At 62.5% G+C, this 24,785-nt stretch carries 25 protein-coding genes; 18 read left to right on the forward strand and 7 right to left on the reverse strand.

Features of this window, described 5'->3' with window-relative positions:
• The first annotated feature begins 19 nt into the window (after positions 1–19).
• From K7H91_RS18005 to K7H91_RS18015, 3 genes are all read left to right on the forward strand, one after another.
• Positions 20–931 carry a DMT family transporter gene (locus K7H91_RS18005; RefSeq protein WP_230721611.1) on the forward strand — a complete coding sequence of 304 codons (912 nt, stop codon included), beginning with the start codon at positions 20–22 and terminating at the stop codon, positions 929–931.
• A gap of 122 nt (positions 932–1,053) precedes the next feature.
• On the forward strand, positions 1,054–1,854 hold the full coding sequence (locus K7H91_RS18010; protein ID WP_230721612.1) for a creatininase family protein: 801 nt from the start codon (positions 1,054–1,056) through the stop codon (positions 1,852–1,854).
• A 171-nt stretch (positions 1,855–2,025) separates the two neighbouring features.
• On the forward strand, positions 2,026–2,649 hold the full coding sequence (locus K7H91_RS18015; RefSeq protein ID WP_230721613.1) for a hypothetical protein: 624 nt from the start codon (positions 2,026–2,028) through the stop codon (positions 2,647–2,649).
• Positions 2,650–2,722: 73 nt separating this feature from the next.
• Here the strand turns inward: K7H91_RS18015 and K7H91_RS18020 are convergent, their stop codons facing one another.
• On the reverse strand, positions 2,723–3,664 hold the full coding sequence (locus K7H91_RS18020; protein ID WP_230721614.1) for a LysR family transcriptional regulator: 942 nt from the start codon (positions 3,662–3,664) through the stop codon (positions 2,723–2,725).
• 176 nt (positions 3,665–3,840) lie between these two features.
• Here K7H91_RS18020 and K7H91_RS18025 point away from each other — a divergent pair, with 176 nt between their 5' ends.
• The 7 genes from K7H91_RS18025 to K7H91_RS18055 all read left to right on the forward strand — a co-directional run bounded on the left by K7H91_RS18025 (position 3,841) and on the right by K7H91_RS18055 (position 11,756).
• Positions 3,841–4,851, forward strand: a complete 1,011-nt coding sequence (locus tag K7H91_RS18025; protein ID WP_419197495.1) for an ABC transporter substrate-binding protein — start codon at positions 3,841–3,843, stop codon at positions 4,849–4,851.
• Between the two features lie 64 nt (positions 4,852–4,915).
• Entirely contained in the window at positions 4,916–5,722 is an 807-nt protein-coding gene (locus K7H91_RS18030) for an ABC transporter ATP-binding protein (protein ID WP_230721615.1), read from the forward strand.
• Positions 5,722–6,561 (forward strand): ABC transporter permease, encoded by an 840-nt coding sequence (locus tag K7H91_RS18035; RefSeq protein WP_230721616.1) that lies wholly within the window; start codon positions 5,722–5,724, stop codon positions 6,559–6,561. Before K7H91_RS18030 ends, K7H91_RS18035 begins: the two co-directional genes overlap by 1 nt.
• Positions 6,561–7,871 carry a cytosine deaminase gene (locus K7H91_RS18040; protein ID WP_419197496.1) on the forward strand — a complete coding sequence of 437 codons (1,311 nt, stop codon included), beginning with the start codon at positions 6,561–6,563 and terminating at the stop codon, positions 7,869–7,871. Before K7H91_RS18035 ends, K7H91_RS18040 begins: the two co-directional genes overlap by 1 nt.
• Before the next feature lie 2 nt (positions 7,872–7,873).
• Complete coding sequence (locus K7H91_RS18045; protein ID WP_230721618.1) at positions 7,874–9,283, forward strand: FAD-binding oxidoreductase; 1,410 nt, start codon at positions 7,874–7,876, stop codon at positions 9,281–9,283.
• Position 9,284: 1 nt separating this feature from the next.
• The gene (locus K7H91_RS18050; protein ID WP_230721619.1) at positions 9,285–9,866 is read left to right on the forward strand and encodes an NAD(P)H-dependent oxidoreductase; all 582 of its coding nucleotides are present in this window, start codon (positions 9,285–9,287) and stop codon (positions 9,864–9,866) included.
• A gap of 186 nt (positions 9,867–10,052) precedes the next feature.
• Positions 10,053–11,756 (forward strand): GH32 C-terminal domain-containing protein, encoded by a 1,704-nt coding sequence (locus K7H91_RS18055; RefSeq protein ID WP_230721620.1) that lies wholly within the window; start codon positions 10,053–10,055, stop codon positions 11,754–11,756.
• A gap of 23 nt (positions 11,757–11,779) precedes the next feature.
• Here the strand turns inward: K7H91_RS18055 and K7H91_RS18060 are convergent, their stop codons facing one another.
• The 4 genes from K7H91_RS18060 to K7H91_RS18075 all read right to left on the reverse strand — a co-directional run bounded on the left by K7H91_RS18060 (position 11,780) and on the right by K7H91_RS18075 (position 15,035).
• Complete coding sequence (locus K7H91_RS18060) at positions 11,780–12,577, reverse strand: ABC transporter ATP-binding protein (RefSeq protein WP_230721621.1); 798 nt, start codon at positions 12,575–12,577, stop codon at positions 11,780–11,782.
• Entirely contained in the window at positions 12,577–13,515 is a 939-nt protein-coding gene (locus tag K7H91_RS18065) for an ABC transporter permease (RefSeq protein ID WP_230721622.1), read from the reverse strand. Before K7H91_RS18065 ends, K7H91_RS18060 begins: the two co-directional genes overlap by 1 nt.
• Positions 13,516–13,517: 2 nt before the next feature.
• The gene (locus K7H91_RS18070; RefSeq protein ID WP_230721623.1) at positions 13,518–14,492 is read right to left on the reverse strand and encodes an ABC transporter substrate-binding protein; all 975 of its coding nucleotides are present in this window, start codon (positions 14,490–14,492) and stop codon (positions 13,518–13,520) included.
• 171 nt (positions 14,493–14,663) lie between these two features.
• The gene (locus K7H91_RS18075; protein ID WP_230721624.1) at positions 14,664–15,035 is read right to left on the reverse strand and encodes a DsrE family protein; all 372 of its coding nucleotides are present in this window, start codon (positions 15,033–15,035) and stop codon (positions 14,664–14,666) included.
• Between the two features lie 117 nt (positions 15,036–15,152).
• Here K7H91_RS18075 and ung point away from each other — a divergent pair, with 117 nt between their 5' ends.
• From ung to K7H91_RS18090, 3 genes are all read left to right on the forward strand, one after another.
• Positions 15,153–15,848, forward strand: coding sequence for a uracil-DNA glycosylase (ung, locus tag K7H91_RS18080; RefSeq protein WP_230721625.1), 696 nt, complete (start codon positions 15,153–15,155; stop codon positions 15,846–15,848).
• A gap of 89 nt (positions 15,849–15,937) precedes the next feature.
• The gene (locus tag K7H91_RS18085; RefSeq protein ID WP_230721626.1) at positions 15,938–17,365 is read left to right on the forward strand and encodes an aldehyde dehydrogenase family protein; all 1,428 of its coding nucleotides are present in this window, start codon (positions 15,938–15,940) and stop codon (positions 17,363–17,365) included.
• 139 nt (positions 17,366–17,504) lie between these two features.
• Complete coding sequence (locus tag K7H91_RS18090) at positions 17,505–17,894, forward strand: RidA family protein (RefSeq protein WP_018065029.1); 390 nt, start codon at positions 17,505–17,507, stop codon at positions 17,892–17,894.
• Between the two features lie 39 nt (positions 17,895–17,933).
• On the opposite strand, the gene K7H91_RS18095 is transcribed toward K7H91_RS18090, so the two are convergent.
• Both K7H91_RS18095 and K7H91_RS18100 read right to left on the reverse strand, forming a co-directional pair.
• Positions 17,934–18,839, reverse strand: coding sequence for a sugar kinase (locus K7H91_RS18095; protein WP_230721627.1), 906 nt, complete (start codon positions 18,837–18,839; stop codon positions 17,934–17,936).
• Positions 18,836–19,519, reverse strand: coding sequence for a GntR family transcriptional regulator (locus K7H91_RS18100; protein WP_230721628.1), 684 nt, complete (start codon positions 19,517–19,519; stop codon positions 18,836–18,838). The genes K7H91_RS18095 and K7H91_RS18100 overlap by 4 nt, the downstream gene beginning before the upstream one ends.
• 75 nt (positions 19,520–19,594) lie before the next feature.
• Here K7H91_RS18100 and uxaC point away from each other — a divergent pair, with 75 nt between their 5' ends.
• The 5 genes from uxaC to K7H91_RS18125 all read left to right on the forward strand — a co-directional run bounded on the left by uxaC (position 19,595) and on the right by K7H91_RS18125 (position 24,760).
• Positions 19,595–20,998 carry a glucuronate isomerase gene (gene uxaC, locus K7H91_RS18105; RefSeq protein ID WP_230721629.1) on the forward strand — a complete coding sequence of 468 codons (1,404 nt, stop codon included), beginning with the start codon at positions 19,595–19,597 and terminating at the stop codon, positions 20,996–20,998.
• A gap of 373 nt (positions 20,999–21,371) precedes the next feature.
• Positions 21,372–21,875, forward strand: a complete 504-nt coding sequence (locus K7H91_RS18110; RefSeq protein ID WP_230721630.1) for a ferritin — start codon at positions 21,372–21,374, stop codon at positions 21,873–21,875.
• A 2-nt stretch (positions 21,876–21,877) separates the two neighbouring features.
• Complete coding sequence (locus tag K7H91_RS18115) at positions 21,878–22,156, forward strand: FeoA family protein (protein WP_230721631.1); 279 nt, start codon at positions 21,878–21,880, stop codon at positions 22,154–22,156.
• A gap of 129 nt (positions 22,157–22,285) precedes the next feature.
• A complete protein-coding gene (gene feoB / locus K7H91_RS18120; RefSeq protein ID WP_230721632.1) occupies positions 22,286–24,124 on the forward strand; it encodes a ferrous iron transport protein B in 1,839 nt (612 codons plus the stop codon).
• Positions 24,125–24,133: 9 nt separating this feature from the next.
• On the forward strand, positions 24,134–24,760 hold the full coding sequence (locus K7H91_RS18125; protein ID WP_230721633.1) for a GUN4 domain-containing protein: 627 nt from the start codon (positions 24,134–24,136) through the stop codon (positions 24,758–24,760).
• The last annotated feature ends 25 nt before the right edge of the window (positions 24,761–24,785 follow it).

The following is a 24,785-nucleotide window of genomic DNA, read 5'->3' on the forward strand; positions in this document are numbered from 1 at the left end:
GAATGGATTGGCGAATGACATGAAATCAGGCGCGCACGCCAGCGAATGGCAGGCCTATCTGCTTCTCACTATCACGGCATTTCTTTGGGGCGGAAACATGACCGCGGGCAAGCTGGCCGTGGGGCACGTTTCCCCCATGGTTCTCAATTCCCTGCGCTGGACCTTGGCCGCCATCGTTCTCGGCCTGTTTTCGCTGCCGCAGATGCGCCGGGACTGGCCGGTGGTCAGGCGTAACTGGCCGGCGATCCTCGCCTTTGGCGCGGTCGGCTATACGGCCTATAACGCCTTTCTCTATTCCGGGCTCCAGCTCACCTCGGCGATCAACGTGTCGATGATCCAGGCGAGCCTGCCGTTTTGCATCCTCGCCATCAATTTCGCGCTGTTTCGCACCCGCTCGACCGTGCTGCAGATGACCGGTTTCATGCTGACGCTGGCGGGCGTTGCCACCGTTGTTTCCCAGGGCGAGATGCGCAAGCTGTTGCATCTCGATCTCAATCTCGGCGATCTGCTGGCGCTTGCCGCAGCGCTCAGCTATTCCGGCTACACCGTGGCGCTGCGCTGGAAACCCCCGCTCGACTGGCGGGTGATGGTGATCTCGTTCTGCTGCGGGGCGGTGATCGCCTCAATACCTTTGGTGGCAGCCGAAATCGCCGTAGGCGCCGCGATCTTCCCGCATGACGCCATCGGCTTCGGCGTGGTGCTCTATGCAGGCCTGTTTCCCTCGCTTATCTCCCAGGTCTTCTTCATCCGCGGCGTCGATGTGATCGGCCCCAACCGCGCCGGCATCTTCATCAATCTGATCCCGGTGTTCGGCACGTTTATCGCCGTGGTCGTACTCGGCGAGCAGTTTTCGGGCTTCCATGCCATTGCCCTTGTGCTCGTGGTCGGCGGGATTGCGCTTGCCCAGTGGGGCAAACCGAAGCCGGCCTGAGACCGCGCGCAAAAAGAGAGCGGCCGGGACGCAAAACGATGCTTTTGCTGGACACCGCCTTTGCCTAAACCTGTCTGAGACGCCGCTGGAAGAAGCGGCGGGGAACATGAGACAGGTGACACATGGCCAAGCGCTTTTACTGGAATGAACTGACGAGCCCGGAATTTTCAGCACTTGATGCCGAAAAGACGATCGCGATTCTGCCGATCGCCTCCACCGAGCAGCACGGCCCCCACCTGCCGGTCGCGACCGATGTCGCGATCGCGCGCGGAATGCTGGATACGCTTCAGGACATGATCCCCGACGATCTCGACGTTCTGGTGCTGCCGGTGCAGGAAATTGGCAAGGCCAACGAACACGTCTACGGCCCCGGCACGCTGTCCTTCGGCGCCGATATCCTGATTCCCGCCTGGACCGCGATCGGCGAGAAGGTCGCGGAAGCCGGCCTCAGGAAGATGATCATCGTCAACAGCCATGGCGGCAATCTCGACGTCATGCACATCGTCGCGCGCGAGATGCGGGTGCGGTTTGCGATGGCGGTGGTTTCCACCCAGTGGGGCCGGTTCGGCCATCCCGAAGGCATGATCAGCGATGAGGAGCGCGCCTACGGCATCCATGCCGGCGAGGTCGAAACCTCGCTGATGCTGCATTTCCGGCCCGAGCTGGTAAAGATGGAGCATGCGGAAAACTTCGTCTCGCTCGCCAAATGGCAGAAGGAAAACACCCGCCACCTGCAGCCGATCCCGCCCAATTCGCTCGCCTGGATCGCCCACGACCTCAACCCCAAGGGCGCCGTCGGCAACGCGGCGGCAGGCACCGCCGAGAAGGGCAAGGCGATCGCCCGGCATCAGGCTGCGGGCTTTATCGAACTGATCGAGGATTTGAAGGGTTATCCGCTGGAGAAACTTTACACGCCTGCGTAAGCGGGCAACGCCATCTGACCTCAGCCCAGGCCAGGGAACACGGCGCGCCAAAGAAAAAAGAGCGTTGACGATATCAGCGGATTGGCACACTAAAGAGCCATGAAACGCTTTCTGGTAATTCCGTTCGTCTTTCTGGCTCTCAACTCTCCCGTCAGGTCGGAGACTCCTGCCATGGCCGACGATGCGTCCACGGACTGGCCGTCCCCCGAGAGATCCGTATCAGGCAACGTCTTGACGAGTGCGACAGATCCGGCCATTCGCGTCGTCGTTCCCGACGACGCAGAATATATCGGGTCTGTGCGCTGGCCTCTTTACAATGTAACAGATGCTGAAATGCATGTTTTCGTTGAAGCTGACGATTATGGTCTGGTGGAGCGATTCTACTGGATTCAGTTCGAAAGCTATCTGGATGACAATCATCACACCTTCGATTATCCGCAGAGCAACCCGCAGACGATGGAGCTGGATGGTAGAACGGTGCATGTGCTTCCAGGCATGACGATGGCCAACCCGCCAGAAATTCGCGAAGGTTCGGACGGCTCGATGTTTCGCCAGTTGGTGGCCGAGGCGGGATATCGTTTGCCGACCTATATGGCGAATGTTCGCTTCGTCGAATTGTTCGAGCCGAGCCATCGGAAAGAGTTGATGATCATCTACGGCGAGAACTTGGATGCTGTAATTACGCAGTTGGGCGCCGCTCAAGCGCGCGGGCGTGAAAGTTTCGCCTTTGCAGAAATGTATCCGCCTCTGATCGAGCGCGCAGCTTCCAACTTGGATTTGATAACGTCAGATTAGGCCGTGGCAGGCCTATGACTTTCCTTTTTTCACCGAATATCCGCGTTCCGCGCCTGGTCAACGCCCCTTGGTATCACGACGCCGTCTCCGGCAAATGCCGGCGCTCCTGCAGCGTCGCGATCATCGCGGCCAGTTCGCGCAGCAGATAGTCCACAAAAAGACTGGTGGCGGCGTCGAGGGGGGCGCGGGCGCGGGCGAAGAGTTTCATCGGCTGGTGGCGCACATGCGGGTCGGCGACCGGGCGGAACACCAGTTCGCCCCGGCTGCAATCGTCATAGACATCGAGCGGGTTGAGGAAGGTCAGGCCCGTGCCGCGCTTGACCAGCTGTTTCAGCATTTCCGACGCATTGGTCTCCACCACCGGCTCGATCGGCAGCGGCAGCGGCGACAGCATGAGATTGATGACATTGCGCAGGCTGGTGCCCGTCTGCGCCAGCACCAGCGGCTCCTGCACGACATCGGCGACATTGACGCGCTCCTGTTCGCCAAGCGGATGGCCGGGCGGCAGCACCGCGCCGATCGGCACGTCGAAGGTGGCGACGGTGCGGATGCCCGGCGTCGGCGGAATATTGAAGCCGAGGCCGAGATCGACCTCGCCGGTGACAACGGAGGCAATGGTGGTGTCACCGATATCCGAGCGCAGGTGAATGCGAATGCGCGGGTTTTCCGCCACGAACCGGGCTATGATCTCCGGCAACGGGCCGGCCGCAAGACCGACGGTGGTGACCAGCGTGACCTTGCCGGCCTGCGGCATTTTCAGCGCCCGGATACGCGCCTCCAGCCGGTCATAGCTTTTCAGCACCTCGCGGATATGCTCGACGCACATCTCGCCGGCCGCCGTCAGCCGCAGGCCGCGCGGCAGCCGCTCGAACAGCGGCGCGCCGAATTCCTCCTCCAGAGCGAGAATCTGCCGGTTGACCGCCGAGGAAGCGACATTCAGCCGCTGCGCCGCCTTGCGGATCGATCCGCAACGGGCGATTTCATCTATATATTGCAGTTTGCGGGAGTGCAGCATCGGGTTAAACTCGGCTGGAGTGACCAATTTTTACGCAGTGCGACTACAATTATATCATTCCCGAGCCTTGTGCAAAAAAGGCATCGATGCGCACGAAAATTGATACTTCTCAAACAGCGGTTAAGCCGCTCAAATACCAATCATAAGCTTCAGCAAAACGCGAAGGGGAACGAGAAATGTCACTTCAATCCAGCATGACCGGGCTTGCAGCATTTGCCGGCCTGACGCTTGCAGCCACAGCGCCCGCGCTTGCGCTCGACGAGGTCTCCTACGGCACCAACTGGCTGGCCCAGGCCGAGCATGGCGGCTTCTACCAGGCGGTTGCCGACGGCACCTACGAGAAATACGGGCTCGACGTCACGATCGTGCAGGGCGGGCCGCAGGCGGCCAACCGCGCGCTGTTGATCGCCGGCAAGGTCGATTTCTACATGGGCTCGCCGCAGGGCGAATTCGACGCCGTGGTCGAGGACATTCCGCTGATCGATGTCGCGGCGATCTTCCAGAAGGACCCGCAGATCCTGATGGCGCATCCCGATCAGGGCATCGAGGAATTCGCCGATCTCGCAAAACTGCCGACGATCTTCATGGGCAAGGACGGGTTCCTGTCCTATTTCCAGTGGATGAAGGCCAATTTCGACGGCTTCAGCGACGAGCAGTACAAGCCCTACACCTTCAACCCGGCCCCGTTCATCGCCGATCCGCAATCCGCCCAGCAGGGCTATCTGACGTCGGAGCCCTATTCGGTGGAAAAGGAAGCGGGCTGGACGCCGAAGGTCTTCCTGCTCGCCGACAGCGGCTACTCGCCCTATTCGACGATGATCACCGCCCAGCAGAAGATGGTCGATGAGAACCCCGACCTCGTGCAGCGCTTCGTCGATGCCTCGATCGAAGGCTGGTACAATTACCTCTACGGCGACAACACGGCCGCCAACGATCTGATCAAGAAAGACAATCCGGAAATGACGGATGAGCAGATCGCTTTCTCCATCGACAAGATGAAGGAATACGGCATCGTCGTTTCCGGCGAGGCCGAGGAAGGCGGCATCGGCTGCATGACCGATGAACACTTCAAGACCTTCTTCGACGACATGGTCGATATCGGGCTCTATGAAGCCGACCTCGACTACACCAAGGCCTACACCACGCAGTTCGTTTGCAAGGGCGTTGGCAAGGACCTGATGAAATAGTCTGCCTGCAGTCTTCGCCCCGCGTCCGCGCGGGGCGGCCCGTTTACGCATTCAGGAAAACCGCATGGCGCCCGCTGAGGCAACCTTACAAAAGCCGCTGGTGAAGCTTGAGCATGTCACCAAGATCTTCTCCAACGGCACGATCGCGCTCAAGGATATGAGTCTCACCGTCTGTCAGGGCCAGTTCGTGAGCCTGCTCGGACCTTCGGGCTGCGGCAAGTCGACGGCCTTGCGCATCATGGCCTCGCTCGGCGACGTCACGCGAGGCACGATCGACTGGCCGACCTCGCGCATCTCCGCCAAGGGCAAGCCGGAAGGCGATATCAGCTTCGTGTTTCAGGAACCGACGCTGATGCCGTGGGCGACGGTGTTCGACAACGTCTTCCTGCCGCTGAAACTGCGCGGCAAATCCAAGGCGGGCACACTCGAGGAGATCATGGCCGCGCTTGCCACCGTCGGCTTGCAGGACTTCCCCAATGCCTATCCGCGCGAACTCTCCGGCGGCATGAAGATGCGGGTCTCGATCGCCCGCGCGCTGGTGACCAAGCCGAAACTGCTTTTGATGGACGAGCCCTTCGCCGCACTCGACGAGATCACCCGGCAGAAGCTCAATGACGATGTGCTGCGGCTCTGGCATGCGACCGGCATCACCGTGATCTTCGTGACCCATTCGGTGTTCGAATCCGCCTATCTCTCCAACCGCATCGTGGTGATGCGCGCGCGCCCCGGACAGGTGTTCGACGATTTCCCGCTCGATACCAGCCAGGAGCGCGACGAGAGCTACCGCACATCAGAGGAATACAGGCTCGCCTGCGAAAAGGTCTCGCGCTCGCTTCAGGGCGCCATTCAGGCAGCGGGAGGCGATCACTGATGAGCGACGAAAACACGGAACAGACCTACGCCCGCCCCGGCTTCTTCGCCCGCAATGGCGAGACCATTCTCAGGATCGTTATCCCGATCGCGGTGATCGTGCTGCTGATCGCGATCTGGCAGGCGATCGTGATCATCTACCAGACCCCGCATTATATCCTGCCCGGCCCGGCGCTGGTGGCGGAAGCCTTTTTCGAGGACTGGGGCACGCTTGCGCCTGCCTTGTGGGTCACCACCAAGATCACCTTCATCTCGCTGGGGCTGGCGCTGGTCGGCGGCGTCGGGCTTGCCGTGATCATGGTGCAGTCACGCTGGATCGAGACCGCGCTCTACCCGATCACCGTGATCCTGCAGGTGACCCCGATCGTCGCGATCGCGCCGCTGATCCTGATCTATACGCCGACAACACAAATCGCGCTGCTGATCTGCGCCTTTCTGGTGGCCTTCTTCCCGATCCTTTCCAACATGGCGCAGGGGCTGAAGAGCGTCGACCACAATCTCCTGAACCTGTTCGAGCTTTACGGCGCCTCCCGCTGGCAGACGCTGATCCACCTGAAACTGCCGGCCTCGCTGCCCTATTTCATGACGGGGCTCCGGATCGGCGGCGGGTTGGCGCTGATTGCCGCCGTAGTCGCGGAATTCGCGGCGGGCTCCGCCGGGGCCGGCTCGGGCCTCGCCTTCCGGCTGCTAGAATCGCAGTACCGCCTCAACATACCGCGCCTGTTCGCAGCCCTGTTCATGCTCGCCTGCCTTGGCGTCGCGATCTTCGCGCTCACCTCCTTCATCGCCTGGCTGTTCCTGCATCGCTGGCATGAAAGCAGCCTGAAGAGAGAGAATTGATGACCGGTTTCGTTACGCTTCCCGAGGCCCCGTCCTTCGTTCTCGCAAACGCCACCCTCCCCGCCATCTGCCTCGCCAAAGCGACAGGTCTTGATGCGCGCGAGGGGCTGATCTCTGCGGATATAACCATCGAAAACGGTAGGATCGGCGCAATCACCGCGCCCGGGGCGACCCCCGCCGCCCTGCCCGCCACCGACCTTCGCGGCGGCATGGTCTGGCCGACCTTCACCGACATGCACACCCATATCGACAAGGGCCACATCTGGGAGCGCCGCCGCAATCCCGACGGCACCTTCATGGGAGCGCTTGAAAACGTCCGCGCCGACCGCGAGGCCAACTGGTCGGCGGACGATGTCGCCGCCCGGATGGAATTCTCGCTGAAATGCGCCTACGCCCATGGCACCGGCCTGCTGCGCACCCATATCGACAGCCTGCCGCCGCAGCACGAGATTTCCTTTGAGGTGTTTTCCGATATCCGCGACAAATGGGCGGACCGGATCGAGCTTCAGGCCGTTGCGTTGTTCGCCATCGACATGATCTTCGAGCCGTTCTTTGATGATCTGGTGGCCCTGCTGAAACGCCGCAACGGCCTGATCGGCGGCGTCACCCAGATGCTGCCCGATCTCGACGCAAGGCTCGACCGGTTGTTCCAGGCGGCAGGCGACGCCGGGCTCGATATCGACCTCCATGTCGACGAGACCGAGGACCGCGAGGTGCTGACCCTTGGCCGCATCGCGGAGGCCAAGCTTCGCAACAGATTCGAAGGCGCGGTCACGGTCGGCCATTGCTGTTCGCTCGCCAGACAGGATGAGGACACGGCCAAGCGCACCATCGACCGCGTCGCCGAAGCAGAAATCGCGGTCGTCTCGCTGCCGATGTGCAACATGTATCTTCAGGACCGCCACGCGGGCGTCACCCCGCGCTGGCGGGGCGTGACGCTGTTCAAGGAGCTCGCGGCCGCCGGCGTGAAGACCGCCGTCGCCTCCGACAATACCCGCGACCCGTTCTATGCTTACGGCGACCTCGACCCCGTCGAGGTGATCCGCGAGGCGGTACGCATCCTACAGCTCGATCATCCGCTGGATGAAACGCCGCGCATCATCACCCGCACCCCCGCCGAAATCCTCGGCCGGCCGGAGCGCGGCGTGATTGCAAAGGGCGGCCCCGCCGATCTGGTGCTTTTCAGCGCGCGGCGCTGGAGCGAATTCCTTTCCCGTCCGCAGGCTGACCGCATCGTGATGCGGAATGGCATGGGCATCGACCGCAGCCTGCCGGATTATCGCGAACTTGACCCGCTGATGGATAAGTGAACATGCCGGACTATCAACAGATCAAGGCCGAACTCGACGGCATCGCCATCGAGGACAACCCCAACCTCGTCTCCCGCAAGAGCCGGGATTTCTACTGGTACTCGCCGATCCTCAAGGCCCAGCTCGAAAACGTCACCGGCGACCTGATCGTCTCGCCCGCAAGCGAGGACGAGGTGATCAAGGTGCTGAAGATCGCCTTCCGCCATGATGTTCCGGTCACCGCGCGCGGCGGCGGCACCGGCAATTACGGCCAGTGCATGCCACTGTCGGGCGGCATCGTGCTCGACATGACCAAGATGAACCGGATCAAGGAAATCCACCCCGGCCGCGTCATCACCGAGCCCGGCATCATCTGCGCCCAGCTCGACAAGGAACTGAAGGAAAAATCCGGCCAGGAACTGCGCTTCCACCCCTCCACCACCGGCCAGGCGACCCTTGGCGGCTTCATCGCCGGCGGTTCCGGCGGCGTCGGCTCGGTCCATTGGGGCGGGCTGCGCGACCTCGGCAATGTGCTCCGCCTCAAGATCGTCACGCTGGAAGAAGAGCCCCGCGTAATGGAACTGACGGCGCGCGACCTGCTGAAAGTCTCCCACGCCTACGGCACCAATGGCATCATCACCGAGGTCGAAATGCCGCTGGCACCCGCCTATGACTGGGTGGACGTGATCGTCGGCCACGAGAGCTTCATGGATGCGGTGCGGTTTTCCGACCGGCTGGCGAAATCCTCCGGCATTCTGGTCAAGGAAATCGCGCCGATCGCAGCCCCCGTCCCTTACGAATATTTCACCCGCCACAAGCCGTGGCTGAAGGAGGGCGAGGCGGTCACCGTGGTCATGGTCGCCCCCCACGCGCTCGCGCCCTTCGAGGCGCTGGTGAAGCTGATGAAGGGCGAAATCCGCTTTCGATCCGATGAAGTGGAGAGCCTGCGCGGCATTCCGCGCGCCTATGAGCTTGGCTGGAACCACACCACGCTGCGCGCGCTGAAGATGCAGCCCGACAGCTTCACCTATCTCCAGGTGCAGTATCCCGGCCCCGACCATGTCGAGAAGGTGCGCGAGATGACCGAGCTTTTCGGCGACGAGGTCATCGGCCATCTGGAATTCCTGCGCTTCGACGGCGCAATCCAATGTTCCGGCCTGCCGCTGGTGCGCTACACCACGCCGGAGCGGCTGGAGGAGATCATTAAAATCCACGAGGCCCATGGCTGCCCGATCTTCAACCCCCACCGCTACACGCTGGAAGAAGGCGGCATGAAGCAGACCGACGAATTGCAGCTTGCCTTCAAGAAGGAAACCGACCCCAAGGGCCTGATGAACCCCGGCAAGATGATCGCCTGGGAAAATCCGGATTTCGACTTCAAGGCCGGCAAGAACTTCCTGTTCAAGGGGCTGGCAGAAACGGGAGCGGAGTGAGATGCGGGTCCTCGTGCTCTTTTCCCACCCGGTGGAAACCAGCTATGGCGCGGCCCTCCACAGACAGGTTGTCGAAAGCCTGACCAAGGCCGGCCACGTGGTCGATGATTGCGATCTCTACGCCGAAAACTTCCAGCCGGTGCTGACCCGCGAGGAGCGGATCGGCTATCACGACTATCCGGAAAACACCGCGCCGGTCGCCTCCTATGTCCATCGTCTGCAAAAGGCCGAAGCGTTGGTGATCGTCACGCCGATCTGGAATTTCGGCTATCCGGCCATGCTAAAGGGCTATTTCGACCGCGTCTGGCTGCCGGGCGTTTCATTCGCGCTGGAAGACGGCAAGCTGAAGCCGACGCTGCGCCACATCACCAAGGCTGCCGCCGTCTTCACCTATGGCGCGACGCCGATGCGGGCCTTCCTGGCCGGCAATCCACCGAAAAAGATGATCAAGCGCGTGCTGCGCGCCCAGATCAAGATCGGCGCGCCGGTGCGCTTCATGGCCCATTACGACATGAACAACTGCACCGAGGAAACCCGCGCCCGGTTTCTCGATAAGGTGAAGAGCGAGATGGAGGCTTTCTAGCCCTCACGCTCTTTACATCCCGTCTCAGTGCATTAGGTCTAAAGCTATCCTGCAGCGCTTCGGGCCTGCGGGATAGCGCATGCGTGCAGCCGGTTTTCGTCACGATGCGCATATCTGTCATTCCGGGCTGTTCCGCGCGGCAGAGCGTTGGGTATTCCGGTAGCGCTTGAACGGAGCCGATTGAGCATGCACGAATTGACCACCGCCGACGAAACCCGCCTTCGCAAGCTGCGCGGCAATGTGCCGGTCAATGCAGTGCTGCATGTCTGGCTCAAAGCGGTTCATCCGCATGCGCCAGCAGAGTTGCGGCTTTCGCTGAACGACCGGGTTTTCGGCAATGTGTTCGTGCAGAATTCCGAGGAATACGAATTCCGGATGTTCTTCATGCCCCATGGCGGAGAGCTGGAATGCGCCTATGACCCGGAAACGACCACGATTTCGGTCGCCTACTGGTTCACCGACGCCAAGGCGCTGGAAGAAGGCATCACCGTCTTGCGCACCCACGCCGCCAATGCGCCGGCGCCGGCGCCCGGCTCCTATCATTTCCGTCCGCCCTTCGGCTGGATGAACGATCCGAACGGCTTTGGCCGCTTCAACGGCTCGGCCCATCTGTTTTATCAGCATTATTCGCACGGGCTGAAATGGAACACGATGCATTGGGGCCATGCGGTCTCGGAGGATTTCCTGCACTGGCGGCATCTGCCGATCTTCCTGTTCCCCTCCGAAGAACTGGTTGCCAAGCCCGACAAGCGCGGCGGCGCGTTCTCCGGCTCGGCGATCCCGCTGGAAAACTCCGCCGGCGTCCGAGTGTTCTTCACCGAACACATGATCGACCGCGCGCCCGAGCGCGAAATCCAGATGGTGGCGACCTCGCAATCGCTCATCTTCGCCGGCGCGGCCAAGCCGCTGATCGACACCCGGCCCGAGCTTGAGGGCCTGACGCTCGATTTCCGCGATCCTTATGTGTTCCGCGGCCCGGACGGCTATTGGAAGATGCTGCTTGGCAGCCGCATGGGTGAGGAGGGCGTCGTGCTGCTCTATCAGACCGCCGATGTGACGGCGGCGAGCGGCTGGGAGTTCGTCTCCGTCCTGCATTCGGAGGGCCGGTTCAACACGCAGGTCATCGAATGTCCCTGCCTGCTGCCGCTCGACGGGCCGGCGGGCGACCCTTCCACCCATTGGGCGCTGATCTGCGGCCTGATGCACAGCCATGACGAGGAAACCGGCCGCAGGAACCTGACGACCGCGACCGTCGGCAAGTTCGACGGTACGACATTCACGCCGCATTTCGAGCAGGAACTCGACTTCGTCACCGACAATTACGCCTTCCAGGCCTTTCTCGACCAGGGCACGCCGGTGGGCATCGGCTGGCTTGCCAACTGGGCCGATGCCGCCCCCGAGATCGATTTCCCGACGGCGATGACGCTGCCGCGCAACCTCGTCTACGACGCGGCCGACGACACGCTGCTGACGCCGCCGATCGAGGGCGTGGAAAGCCTCCGCGACCATCTGATAGATGAAACGGCGCTCGCGGCCGGAGAACTGGTGAGCCTCGAAACCGGGCAGGCCGAGATCGTGATCGATCTCGACGGCCCGACATTCGAACTCGACCTCTATCACAACAATATCGAGATCGTGATCACGCTGGACGAGGAAGGCCTGAGCCTGGTCTATCGCGATGACGCCGAGAAGCCGACGCCGCGCTATATCGCGCCCGGCGCAAAGCCGAGCCATATCCGGGTGTTCCTCGATATCGGTTCGGTCGAGGTTTTTGCCGATAATGGCCGCTGGACCGGCACCAAGCGCATCGCCGGCTTCGATCCGGTGCATTCGATGCGGCTGCGCCACGGCGACGTCCGGTCGGCGAAAGTGTGGGCGCTGGCGCTCTGAGGAATGGGCGGAGAGCGCTTTTGCTACGCCAGCATCAGCTGATCGTCGTCGATCTCCGTGCCGGCCGCGCGGCCGAAGCGTTCCAGCAGGTCGGAGACCTTCAGCTTCGAGCGCTCCTCGCCGGAAATGTCGAGCACGATCTGACCGGCATTCATCATCAGGGTGCGGGAGCCATAGGCCAGCGCGTCCTTCATCGAATGGGTCACCATCAGCGTGGTCAGCCGGCTTTCCCCGGCGATCTCGGCCGAAAGCGTCAGCACCTTGTGAGCGGCCGAGGGGTCGAGGGCTGCGGTATGTTCGTCAAGCACCAGGATCTTCATCGGCAAGAGCGTCGCCATCAGCAGGCTGACGGCCTGGCGCTGGCCGCCCGAAAGCGCGCCGATCGGCGTTGCCATGCGGTGCTCGAGGCCGAGGCCGAGCTTTTCGAGATGCTCGGCGAACATCTGCTTCTGGCCGCGCTTGCCGAGCGCGAGGGCGAGACCCCGTTTCTTGCCGCGCGCGGCGGCGAGCGCCAGATTTTCCTCGATCGACAGCGACGAGCAGGTGCCGAGCCGGGGCTCCTGAAACACCCGGCCGACAAGGCGGGCACGCTTGGCGGCTGGCCAGTTGGTGACGTCGTTGCCGGCGAGATGGATCGTGCCGGTATCGGGCTTCGCCGTGCCGACGACGGTGGAAAGCAGCGTCGACTTGCCCGCCCCGTTGGAGCCGATCACGGTGACGAATTCGCCTTCCGCGATATCGAGCGAAATGCCGCGCAGCGCCCGCACTTCAGTCGCGGTTCCGGCATTGAAGGTGATGTGGATATCGGAGAGTTTCAGCATCAGTCCTGCCCTTCGTCCGGTTGCTGCGCGCCGCGCACGAGGCGGAAGTTGAACATCGACTTGCGCCCCTTCTTGCCGCGGCTCTGCGACAGCACCACGGCGACGGCGACCACGATCGCGGTGATCAGGTTCAGATCCTGCGGGCGAATGCCGATGAAGCCGGCCGACAGCGCAAACGCGATGAACAGGCGATAGACGACCGCGCCGATAACGCAGCCAAGCGTTGCCAGAAACACCGTGCGCCGGCCGAGAATGGCCTCGCCGATGATCAGCGCCGCAAGACCGGTGACGATGGTGCCGACGCCCATGGTGACGTCCGCTACCCCTTGCATCTGCGCAAACAGCGAGCCCGCGAGCGCGCAGAGCGCATTGGCGATCGACATGCCGAGCAGCGTCATCGCGCCATTGCGGATGCCTTGCGCCTCCGCCATGGCCGGGTTTTCGCCCGAGGCGCGAAGGCCGAGGCCGATCTCGGTCTTCAGGAACCAGTCGATGATGAATTTGGCGCCGATGGCGATGATCAGCAGCAGGATCGTGTTACTCCACAGCCCCGCGCCCACGAGATCTTCAAAGCGGGAAAACACCGTGTCCTGGCCGTAGACCGGCAGGTTCGGCCGTCCCATGATGCGAAGATTGATCGAAAACAGCGCGACCATCGACAGGATGCCGGCGAGCAGGTTCATGATGCCGAAGCGGACATTCAGGAGGCCGGTGACGAAGCCGGCGGCCGCGCCAGCGAGCAGACCGAAAAACGTCGCGATGAAGGGATCGATGCCGTGAATGATGGCGGCGGCGGAAACCGCCGCGCCGAGAGGAAAACTCCCATCCACCGTCAGGTCCGGAAAGTCCAGAACCCTGAATGACATGAAAATGCTCAACGCCACGAGGGCGAAGAGCAGGCCGGTCTCAAACGCGCCGGCGAGTGCGAAAAGCGTCATGTTTATTCGATGACCTTCTTGGCGCTGTCAACGACGTCGGCCGGAACCTCGATGCCCATGGCCTTGGCCGCCTTGAGGTTCAGGAACAGGTCCTGATTGCCGGGAACGACGACCGGAATATCGGCAACCGCCGTGCCTTCGAGGATCTGGGCGATCATGCCGCCGGTGACCGTGCCCATTTCGGCATAGTTGAAGCCAAGGGCCGCGACCGCGCCGCGTTCGACGGAATCGGTGTCTGTGGTGAAGACGGGCAGCTTGGCGCGCTCCCCGACGGTCACGATCGCCTCCAGCACCGAGATCACCGAATTGTCGGTCGGCAGCAGGATGGCGTCGGCCTTGCCCACGAGGTTGCGGGCCGCATCCGGCACCATGGTCGACTGGGCGGCGGGGCTTTCGACGACGGTCAGGCCGAGTTCGGCGGCGCCGGCCTTGATGTCATCGACCTGCACCACCGAGTTGGCTTCACCCGGATTATAGATCACGCCGATGGTCTTCACGCCCGGAACCAGCTTCTGGATCAGCTCCAGCGCCGGCTTCGGCGGCTGCTTGTCGGAGGTGCCGGTGATGTTGGCTTCCGGCTTTTCCGGATTTTCGATCAGGCCGGCGGCGACCGGGTCGGTGACGGCGGCGAAAACGACGGGGGTGTCGCCCATGGAATTCTTCAGCGCCTGGGCCGATGGCGTCGAAATGCCGACCGCGACGTCCGGCGCGATGCCGGCGAATTCATCGGCGATCTGGCTCTGCGTGGTCATGTTGCCCTGGGCGGAGCGGGCGACGACCTTCAGGTTCTCGCCTTCCTTGTAGCCCTTTTCGGCGAGGCTCTCGACAATGCCTTCGCGCACGGCGTCAAGGGCGGGGTGTTCCACGATATAGGTGATGGCGACGGTCTTGGTGTCCTGCGCGACGACCGGCACGGCAAAGCCGGCAAAAGCGGCGATCGCCGCGGTGGCGAACACCGTTTTCTTGAAGTTGAGCATTTCGAAACCCCCTGTCAGGATTGTTCTTAGCGCGATGTGATCACGCGCGGCAGTTTGGCCTGTGCCAAAGCGCCGGTCAACGCCGGAACGTCGCCGCCCGCGACTTTATTTGCCGGCGCTGCCGGCGGGTCCCCTGCCGCGCCGGCTCGCGTTTGCCGATGCCGTGGCCCGTCAGGTGATCTGCAGCGAACCCTCGGCGTTCATCAGAAGATCGATCACATCGGGCGCGGTGATGATCTCGTAGGCGGGGTCCATCTCTTCCGCGCTCATGCCGTTATGCTTCATACAGGCGCCGCAGATCGCGATCTTTCCGCCGGCTGTTCGGTATTTCTCAAGCAGGTCTGACACCGGCTCGAACGGCGCGCCGATATCGATGCCGTCGGTCGCGCCGGGCTTGCCGAGTTCCACGGCCTCGACCATCAGGATGATCGTGGCGCTATGCCCCTTCGCCAGCGCGTTGAGCGCCATGGTGAAGGCGACGGTCACCTTGTTCGGGTTGGACGTGCCGTCGAATATCGTTGCAACAAAAGCTGTGGTTTGCATGTTGGGGCCTCCTTCTGCCTCTATTGGAATTGGTGAGGCGTCGTTGCTATACAAGTGCGACAATTGTCGCAGGCGGTTGCGGCCGCCGGGCGAGAAACGAACAGGAGGTAGCGGAGCATGGGCGAAGTCAGACTCGAGCCGGGCTGGAAGGAGAAACTTCAACCGGAATTCGAAAGCGCCTACATGGCCGGCCTCAGATCCTTTCTCGTCGATGAGAAGAAAAACGGGCAGGTCGTCTTTCCCAAAGGCGAGGAATATTTCCGCGCGCTCGACCTGACCCCGCTCGACCGGGTGAAGGTCGTCATCCTCGGGCAGGATCCCTATCACGGGCCGGGACAGGCGCACGGACTCTGCTTTTCGGTGCGTCCGGGCGTGCGCACGCCGCCCTCGCTGGTCAATATCTACAAGGAGCTTGCCGCCGATGTCGGGTTTCAGAAGGTCGATCACGGCTTTCTGGAGCACTGGGCAAAGCAGGGCGTCCTGCTCTTGAACTCGGTGCTGACCGTGCGCCAGGCCGCCGCCGCCTCCCATCGCGGCAAGGGCTGGGAGGAGTTCACCGACGCCGTGATCCGCATCGTCAACGATGAGTGCCCGCATGTCGTGTTCATCCTGTGGGGCGCCTATGCGCAGAAGAAGGCGAGCTTTGTTGATAGAAGCCGACATCTGGTGCTGAAATCCCCGCATCCCTCGCCGCTTTCGGCCCATAACGGCTTTTTCGGCTGCCGGCATTTTTCCAAGGCCAACCAGTTCCTGCTCGAACAGGGCATCGAGCCGATCGACTGGCAATTGCCGAAAGATCCCGGAGAAAGTTGAAGAGGCGGCGCTTGCCGAGCCGTGACCTTCAACACATTTATGCGCTATAGACGGCGCGATGGCGCAGCATGCAATTTACGGAGATACCGATGTCCCACCACAGAAAATTCTTCATCGACGGCGCCTGGGTCGAACCGGACGGGCAGGACACACTCGACGTCATCAATCCGGCGACCGAGGAGGTCGTCACCGCGATCGCGCTCGGCCAGGCATCGGATGTCGACAAGGCGGTGGCTGCCGCGCGCCGCGCCTTCGAGAGCTTCTCGCTTACCACGCGCGAGGAGCGCCTGGCGCTTCTGGAGCGCGTGCTGGAATGCTACCGGGCCCGCGCCGACGATCTGGTCGAGGCTGTCATGAGCGAAATGGGCGCGCCGCTGAAGCTTGCGCGCAGCGCCCAGGTTCCCGTCGGCGCCTCCCATATCAGCAATACCCGCAAGGCGCTGGAGAGTTTCGAGTTCTCCGAGGAGCGCAACAAGGGGCTGATCGTGCGTGAGCCGATCGGCGTCTGCGCCCTGATCACGCCGTGGAACTGGCCACTCAACCAGATCGCGGCCAAGGTCGCGCCGGCGCTCGCCACCGGCTGCACCGTGGTGCTGAAGCCTTCCGAAATCGCGCCGCTCTCGGCGATCATCTTCGCCGAGATCATGGAGGAAGCCGGCGTTCCGCCCGGCGTCTTCAACCTCGTCAACGGCACCGGCCCCGATGTCGGCCAGGTCATGGCCGGCCACGAGGACGTCGACATGGTCTCCTTCACCGGCTCCACCCGCGCCGGCATCATCGTCGCGAAGACCGCCGCCGACACGGTCAAGCGCGTCTGCCAGGAGCTAGGCGGCAAGTCGCCGAACATCGTGCTGGAGGATGCCGACTTCGAAAAGGCGGTGGCCGGCGGTGTGCGCTCCTGCTTCCAGAACTCCGGCCAGTCCTGCGACGCGCCGACGCGCATGCTGGTACCCGCCGCAAGGCATGACGAGGCGCTGGAGATCGCCAGAAAAACCGCGCTGACGCTCAAGGTCGGCGACCCGCGCGCGGAAGACACCGATCTCGGCCCGGTCGTCAGCCGCCAGCAATATGACAAGATCCAGGGGCTTATCGAAACGGCGATATCCGAGGGCGCGACCGTTGCCGTCGGCGGCCCCGGCCGTCCGGACGGCATCAATCACGGCTACTACGTAAAACCCACCGTTTTCGGCCATGTCGACAACACCATGACGATCGCCCGCGAGGAAGTCTTCGGACCGGTGCTGTCGGTGCTGTCCTATCAGAGCGAGGAAGAAGCGATCGCGATCGCCAACGACACGCCCTATGGCCTTGCCGCCTATGTGCAATCAAGCGATCTCGACCATGCCCGCAAGGTCGCGGCGCGCCTGCGCGCCGGCAATGTCACGATCAACGATCCGGACTGGGACACCGCCATTCCCTTCGGCGGCTACAAGCAATCCGGCAATGGCCGCGAATTCGCCGACTGGGGCATGGAGGATTTTCTGGAAATCAAGGGGATACGCGGCTACACGGCTTAAAATTCCCCGCGAAACCGCTACATTGGAGCGTATCGCCGTCCGCAATTGCGGATGCGCGGAAGACGAAAGATCGCATGCCCGGCCTGACGGTCGGGCATCAGTACAATAACGGCTCATGGCAGGTCTCGGAGGCGGTTTCATGAAAAAGAGCATCAACCCAAATGGCGTGCGCAAACCCTTCGGAAATTACAGCCACGGGCTTTACGTGCCGCCCGGCGCGGGGCTGCTGGTCACCTCCGGCCAACTCGGCATCGGCGCGGACGAGGTGATCCCGCGTTCGGTCAAGGGACAGGCCGAGCTCTGTTTCGAGGCGATCGGCAAGATCCTCGCGGAAGCCGATATGGGCTTCGAGGACGTGATCCGCATCAACGGCTATGTGACGATGCGCGAGGATTTCCCGGCCTATATGGACGTGCGGGACCGGTTCATTTCCGATCCCCTGCCCGTCTCCACGCTGCTGATCGTCTCCGGCTTCACCCGCGCCGAGTTTCTGGTCGAGGTCGAGGTGACGGCGGCGAAGGTTCCGTAAAAACGGCTTACCGTCAGACCTGAAACGCAGATATTCCCCTCACGCAGTCGCGTCAGCCACGAGCGCTCCGCGCGCGGCAATAACGCGGGCGGAAAGAGCGGCGGCCCGGCTGATGGCGTCGGAGAGACTTTCGCCCCGCGCAAGCGCCGCGATCAAGCCGGCATTGAAACTGTCACCCGCCGCCGTGGTGTCGACCACCTCCCTGGCGGGTTTCGGCTGGAAGGTGATCGCGCCCTCTGCTCCGGACCGGGCATGAATCATATCGACGCCGTTCTTGACCACCACCGTCTCCGCGCCGCGCGCGCGATAGCGGGCGATCGTGGCCTCGGGATTGTCATCGCCGAATATCGCGCCATCCTCGTCAAACGAGGGCAGCACCATGTCGCTGACCTCGGCGGCCTTCATAATGGTTTCCGCCATCACCTCGCGCGAGGGCCAGAGCCTCAGGCGCATATTGGGATCGAAGGCGATCACCGCGCCCGCCTTTCGGGCCTCGGCCAGCACGTCCAGCAGCGTGCCACGATCGGCCTCGTCGACAATCGCCATGGTGATGCCGGAAAACAGGATTAGGTCCCTGCCCCGCACCGCCGCCTCAAGCGCTTCGCGATCGGCAGCAAGCCGCTTGGCGGCGGACTGGCCGCGCCAGTAGGAAAACGAGCGTTCGCCATCCTTCAGCGCGATCATGTAGAGGCCGACCGTGCGCTCCTCGATCCGGCGGATGCAGCCGGTCCCAACGCCCGACCGCTCCATGAAATCGAGCATTTCGCCGGAGACGGCATCCGTGCCGACGGCGGTGAAATAGTCGACCGTGGCGCCTTCGGGCAAAAGCTTCGCCAGATACCAGGCGGCGTTGAACGTGTCGCCGGCAAAGCCGCGCGTATAGGCCCCATCGGCGCGCGGGGCCATCTCGACCATGCATTCGCCGATGCTGAGAATGTTTTTCATATCTGTTCCTGATCGAAGAAACCGGGATTGGATTTTTGGATGCGCGCAATGCTGCCAGCGATCCGGGAAAGGTGATCGCGAATGGCGGAAACGGCGCCATCCACGTTCCGCGCCTTGATCGCGCTGACGATATCGCGATGCTCGGCCAGCGCATCATGAGCGGTGAAAGACAATGAGAGCAGCCGGATGCGATCCATATGGGCCTTGTGGTCCCGGATCAGCGCCCACGCATAATCATGCCCCGCCAGCGCGCAAATCCGGCGATGAAGTTCATCATCGAGGCGGTGAAACCCCATGCGGTCGTCGGCTTCCACTGTCTTTTGCTGGTCGTCGAGCAGAGCGTCGAGCCGGTAGCGATCGGCATTCGCGCCCATTTCCGCCGCAGCCGCGACGGTGGCCACCTCCAGCGCCGTGCGAATGAAAAGCGCCTGCATCACCGCCGGGACCGATATCGGCGCGACCAGCGTGGCGCGCTGCGGCCGCACCAGCAGAAACCCCTGCTGCGAAAGCCGATAGAAGGCATCGCGCACCGGCTGGCGCGACACGCCGAGCCTGCGCGCGACCTCGGCTTCCGAAAGCTTCGTGTCGGGCGGTAGCTCGTTCTCGATGACCTGGCGGTAGAGCCTGTCATAGATCAGGTCGGTCACCGTCTGCCGGGGCTGGTCGATACTGGCCACCATGCGGCCTCCGTTGACAACTCTTACATACTAACATATTAGTTTTAGGGCGAATTGCAATGGGCCAAGGAGCCGCACATGCTCGACACTGACCGGCTTTTCCCGCTTGAACCGAAGGCGCGGGATCTGGCGCGCGCGCTTTATCGCGACGTGAGCAGGCTGCCGATCATCAGCCCGCACGGCCATACCGATCCGCGGTGGTATGCCGAAAACGAACCGTTCCCGGATCCCGCGCAACTGTTCGTGGTGCCCGACCATTATGTTTTCCGCATGCTGTGCTCGCAGGGCATTCCGCCGGAAAAGCTCGGGGTTGCCCGCATCGATGGCGGCGCGAGCGAGACCGACAGCCGGGCAATCTGGCGGCTGTTTTCGGAAAATTTCTACCTGTTCCGGGGCACGCCAAGCCGGGGCTGGCTGGAACACGCCTTCGAGCATGTCTTCGGCCTGACCAAGCGGCTGGGGCCTGACACGGCGGATGAATTCTACGATCGCATCGACGATTGCCTGAAGCGACCGGAGTTTCGCCCGCGCGCCCTGTTCGAGCGGTTCAACATCGAGGTGATCGCGACCACCGAAGACCCGCTGGATGACCTGAAATGGCATCGGAAGATCCGCGAAAGCGGCTGGACCGGCGGGCGCGTGATCACCGCCTATCGCCCCGACCCGGTGATTGACCCCGAATTCGAGGGCTTTGCCGAAAATGTCGAGAAACTCGGCGCGATCACTGGGCTCGATACCACCAGATACGACCAGTATCTCGACGCCCATCGCATGCGGCGGGCCTATTTCAGGGAATTCGGCGCGACCAGCACCGATCACGGCCACGCCACCGCCCGCACCGAGGACCTGCCAAAGGCCGAAGCCGCCGCGCTGTTTGAAAAGGCGCTGAAGGGCGCGTGCAGCGCGGATGAGGCGGATGCCTTCCGCGGCCATATGCTGACCGAGATGGCCCGGATGAGCATTGAGGATGGACTGGTTCTGCAGATCCACCCCGGCTCCTTCCGCAACCATTCCAGCGCGATGATGGCCCGGCACGGACGCAATGTCGGCTTCGATATTCCGGTCCAGACCAGCTATGTCGAGGCGCTGCGCCCGCTGCTGAACGCCGTCGGCATGGACCCGGCGCTCAGCATCATCCTGTTCACGCTGGACGAGACCGCCTATACGCGCGAGCTCGCGCCGCTTGCAGGCGCATACCCTTCGCTGAAGCTTGGCCCGGCATGGTGGTTCCATGACAGCCCGGAGGGCATGCGTCGCTACCGCGAGATGACGACCGAGACGGCGGGCTTCTACAACACAGTCGGCTTCAACGACGACACCCGCGCCTTCTGCTCGATCCCCGCCCGCCATGATGTCGCCCGCCGCGTCGACTGCGCCTATCTGGCGACGCTGGTGGCCACCGGCCGGCTGGACGAGGACGAAGCGCCGGAAGTCGCCCGCGATCTCACCTACAATCTGGTCAAACGCGCCTATAAGCTTTAACGCCAGACGGGACGGAAGCTGAATCGGTTTCCCGTCTGCCCATTGCGCCACTATGCGTGTGTTGGGATTTTGCCGACCTCAGCCAGAGCATCGGGCAAGGTTCACTTTGTAAACGGCCGGGCGCGTTTTCCGCCCGGCCTTTTTTCATCCGCAGTTTGGGAGGATAGCGTTATCCGCCCGGCGCGGCCGGGCGCTGCCACAAACCCGGCATAAATGTAACTTTTGGCGCACTTTAATCGAACGGCGTCTATCGGCGTCATGCACTTTCTGGCGACATTACAGACTCTTAATAAAAGCTTCGTATTTTAGTCAGGTATATTGATTACAAGCTGCGCGTGTGCCACAAATATCCCATTGCAGGAAAGGACACCTCATGACAGTCACCAATTCGGGAGCGCTCGCGCCGCAGCTCAATGAGCTATTAAATGGCGAAATGGAAGCCGCGCGCTTCTACTTTCAGGCCGCCGCCTGGTGCAACCAGCGCAACATGTCCGGCTGCCAGGCCTTTCTTCTGGCGCAGGCGACCGAGGAGCTGGATCATATGCGCCGGTTTCTGGCCTATCTCTTTGACCTGGACTTCGCGGTGAAAATTGCCGACATGCAGGCTCCGAAAATCGAGGCACAAACCCCGCGCGAACTGTTTGCGGCGATTCTCGAAACCGAGAAGAAGGTGACCCGCAACATCTACGCCGCCACCACGCGCGCCGAAGAGGAAGGCGACCACGCCACCTTCGAATTCCTGCAGTGGTTCGTGCGCGAGCAGCGTGAGGAGGAAACCCTGTTTTCCGACATCCTCGACAAGATCGACCTGATCGGCGACGGCCCCCACGCCAATTACTTCATCGACCGTGAAATCGGGTCCGCCAGGAGCGAATAGAGATGGACGATCCGACCATGGAAACGGCGCTTGAGGGGCGGATCGTCTCTCTCGAAAGCCTTCAGCCCGGCGAAAGCGGCATTGTCGAGATCGTCGAAGCCGGCAGTTTTGAGAACGGGCTTTCGGTGCGGCTGCGCGCGCTCGGGCTTTCCAGCAGCCATCAGGTTTCCATGGTGCGACGCGGCTGGTTCGGCGGCCCTCTGGTTGTGCGCGCCGGCAAGGCCACCGAGATCGCCATTCGTCGTTCCGAGGCCGAACTCGTCAAGGTTCGCAAGATCTGAAAGCAATCCGGCCCGCGCCATCGACGCGGGCCTCGATACAGAAAGAGGCCGCAGAGGCCCAGGGGTCAGTCGCTGAAATGAAACGCCGGGCAAGGCCCTCCGCCTGCCCGATCGGGAACGGGATTTTCGATGAGCCATTGCGCACCCGCTGACGCCAATTTCGACCGCAACGACATTCCGCGCATCGCCATGATCGGCCAGCCAAATACCGGCAAGTCGATGCTCTACAATCGCATCACCGGCGCCAGCGCCTATGTCGGCAACTGGCCGGGGATCACGGTCTCGCTGTCGAATGCCCGGGTGAAGCTCTCCGGCCGCGAACTGGAATTCGTCGACCTTCCCGGGATTTACGACCTCGAGGGCTTTTCCGAGGACGAGACGGTCGTCGCCGACTTTCTGAAGACCTACCCGGTCGACCTTGTCATCATCGTCATCAATGCCAGCCAGATCGACCGGCAGATACTGATGCCGCTTCAGGTGAGGCAGCTTGGCCTGCCGGCCGTCGTGATGCTGAACATGGCGGACGAGGCCCGCAAGAACGGCATCGTCATCGATACCGAAGCGCTGTCGGCGCGGCTCGGCCTGCCCGTCCACCTGATCAGCGCGAAATATGGCGAGGGCTATCCCGAAGCGATCGCCAGCGTCGATGCCGCCCTCGCCGCGCGCGTCGACATGGCCCCTGTTCTTGCAGACTATGAAGAATTGCGCGCCACGCTGATGAGCGAGGAGACGCTGGCCGAAACGCTGGCCGGCGCCGTCGTCTATCCCGAGAACCCGCCGGTGACGATGACGCAGAAGCTCGACCGCTTCCTGCTGCACCCCGTCTTCGGCCTGCCGCTGTTCTTCGCGGTGATGCTGTTTGTCTTCTATATCGTCTGGACCATCGGCCTGCCCTCGCAGGACTGGGTCGGCGCGATCACCGACTGGATCCAGAACCGGATCCTCGATCCGGTGCTGGGCCTTGGCCCAAGCTGGCTGCAGAATTTCGTCATCAACGGCATCTGGCTCGGCGTCGCCACCGTCGCCTCCTTCGTGCCGCTGATCATGCTGTTCTTCTTCTGCATGGCCGCCGTCGAGGACAGCGGTTACCTCTCACGTGCGGCCTATCTGATGGATACCTGGATGCGCCGCATCGGCCTCGATGGTCGCTCCTTCGTGATGCAGATGATGGGCTTCGGCTGCAATGTGCCGGCGCTGATGGGCACGCGGGTGATGCGCTCGCAGCCGCTCCGGCTGCTCACCATGCTGATCATCCCCTTCTCGCTCTGCTCGGCGCGGTTGGCGGTGTTCGTGTTCATCATCGCCGCCGTGTTTCCGCCGGCGCAGGGACCGCTGGTGCTGTTCTCCTTCTACGTGATCTCCTTCGTCGCGGCATTCCTCGCGGCGGCCATCTTCTCGCGCTCGAAGCAGTTCAAAAACACCGAGCCTTTCGTGCTGGAACTGCCGCCCTATCGCGTGCCGACGCTCCGCCAGGTCTGGCTTCGGGGTTATGGCGAACTGCGCGAATTTCTGCACCGGGCGACGAACTTCATCATCATCGGAACCGTCGCCGTCTGGTTCCTCACCAATTTTCCGACCGATGCCACCGGGCTTGATACCTGGGGCGGACAGCTCGGCGAATTGCTTCAACCGGTGATGGCCCCGATCGGCATCAATCCCTATCTGACGCTGGCGCTGATCTTCGGCTTCATCGCCAAGGAAGTGGTCATCGGCTCGCTGTCGACCATCTACGCCATGTCTTCCGGCCTCGTCGCCCATCAGATCGCGACCACCGTGTCGCCGGCGGCCGCCTATTCCTTCTGCCTGTTCTGCCTGCTCTATACGCCCTGCCTGACCACCGTTGCCACGGTGCGCGCGGAAAGCCGCTCGACGATGTTCATGGTGTTCTCGCTGGTCGTGTCGCTGGTCTATGCCTGGCTCGTCGCCTTCGCCTTCTATCAGGGCGCCCTTCTGCTGGGCTGGAAATAGGAGCGGAGGATGAACAGGCTTTTCAGCAACAAGACCCTTCTTGCCGTCTGTGCCGCCATTGCGGCCATTGTGGTCAGCGCGCTGACCTTTCTCGATAGCACCGGCGCGCATGATCCGGCGCGCCGCTACGAACAGATGCGCGCCGCGCTTGCCAAAGGCGATTTCCGCGCCGCCAATACCGAGGCCTCCGAAATCACGCTGATCCTCGCCAACCGCACCAATGACGGCTGGCTCGGCAAGGATGACGTCGAGAGGCTCCCCTGCGCCGATATCATCTATATGGACCGGCTGTTTGCCGAAGCCTCCGGCGGCAAGTTCGGTCTTTCCGCCCAGCGTGAGGTGCTGGACGCGCTGCCGGAAACCACGCCGGATGACGTGTTGCTGTTGTCGGCCCCGGAAACGCTCGTCGCGTTCGGTGAGGCCGTCGGGTGGCGCAAGGATGGAAAATGGCTCACCTATAACGCCATGTCGTTTTCGCCCGACGATGCGCCCAAAGGTCATCTCCCGGTATTCAAGCCGAAAGACGGCATCCGCATCCCCTTCAAATCCCGCGACGGCCATCCGCAGACCGGCGGTGCGCTGTTCGATCTTCTGGAGAGCCGGCTTGGCGAATGCGAGCCCGTCGCCGCCGGCTAGCACGCCCCGCCCTGATGCAAAACCG

This window comes from Martelella mediterranea, from assembly GCF_021021415.1.
Lineage (GTDB): Bacteria > Pseudomonadota > Alphaproteobacteria > Rhizobiales > Rhizobiaceae > Martelella > Martelella mediterranea_C.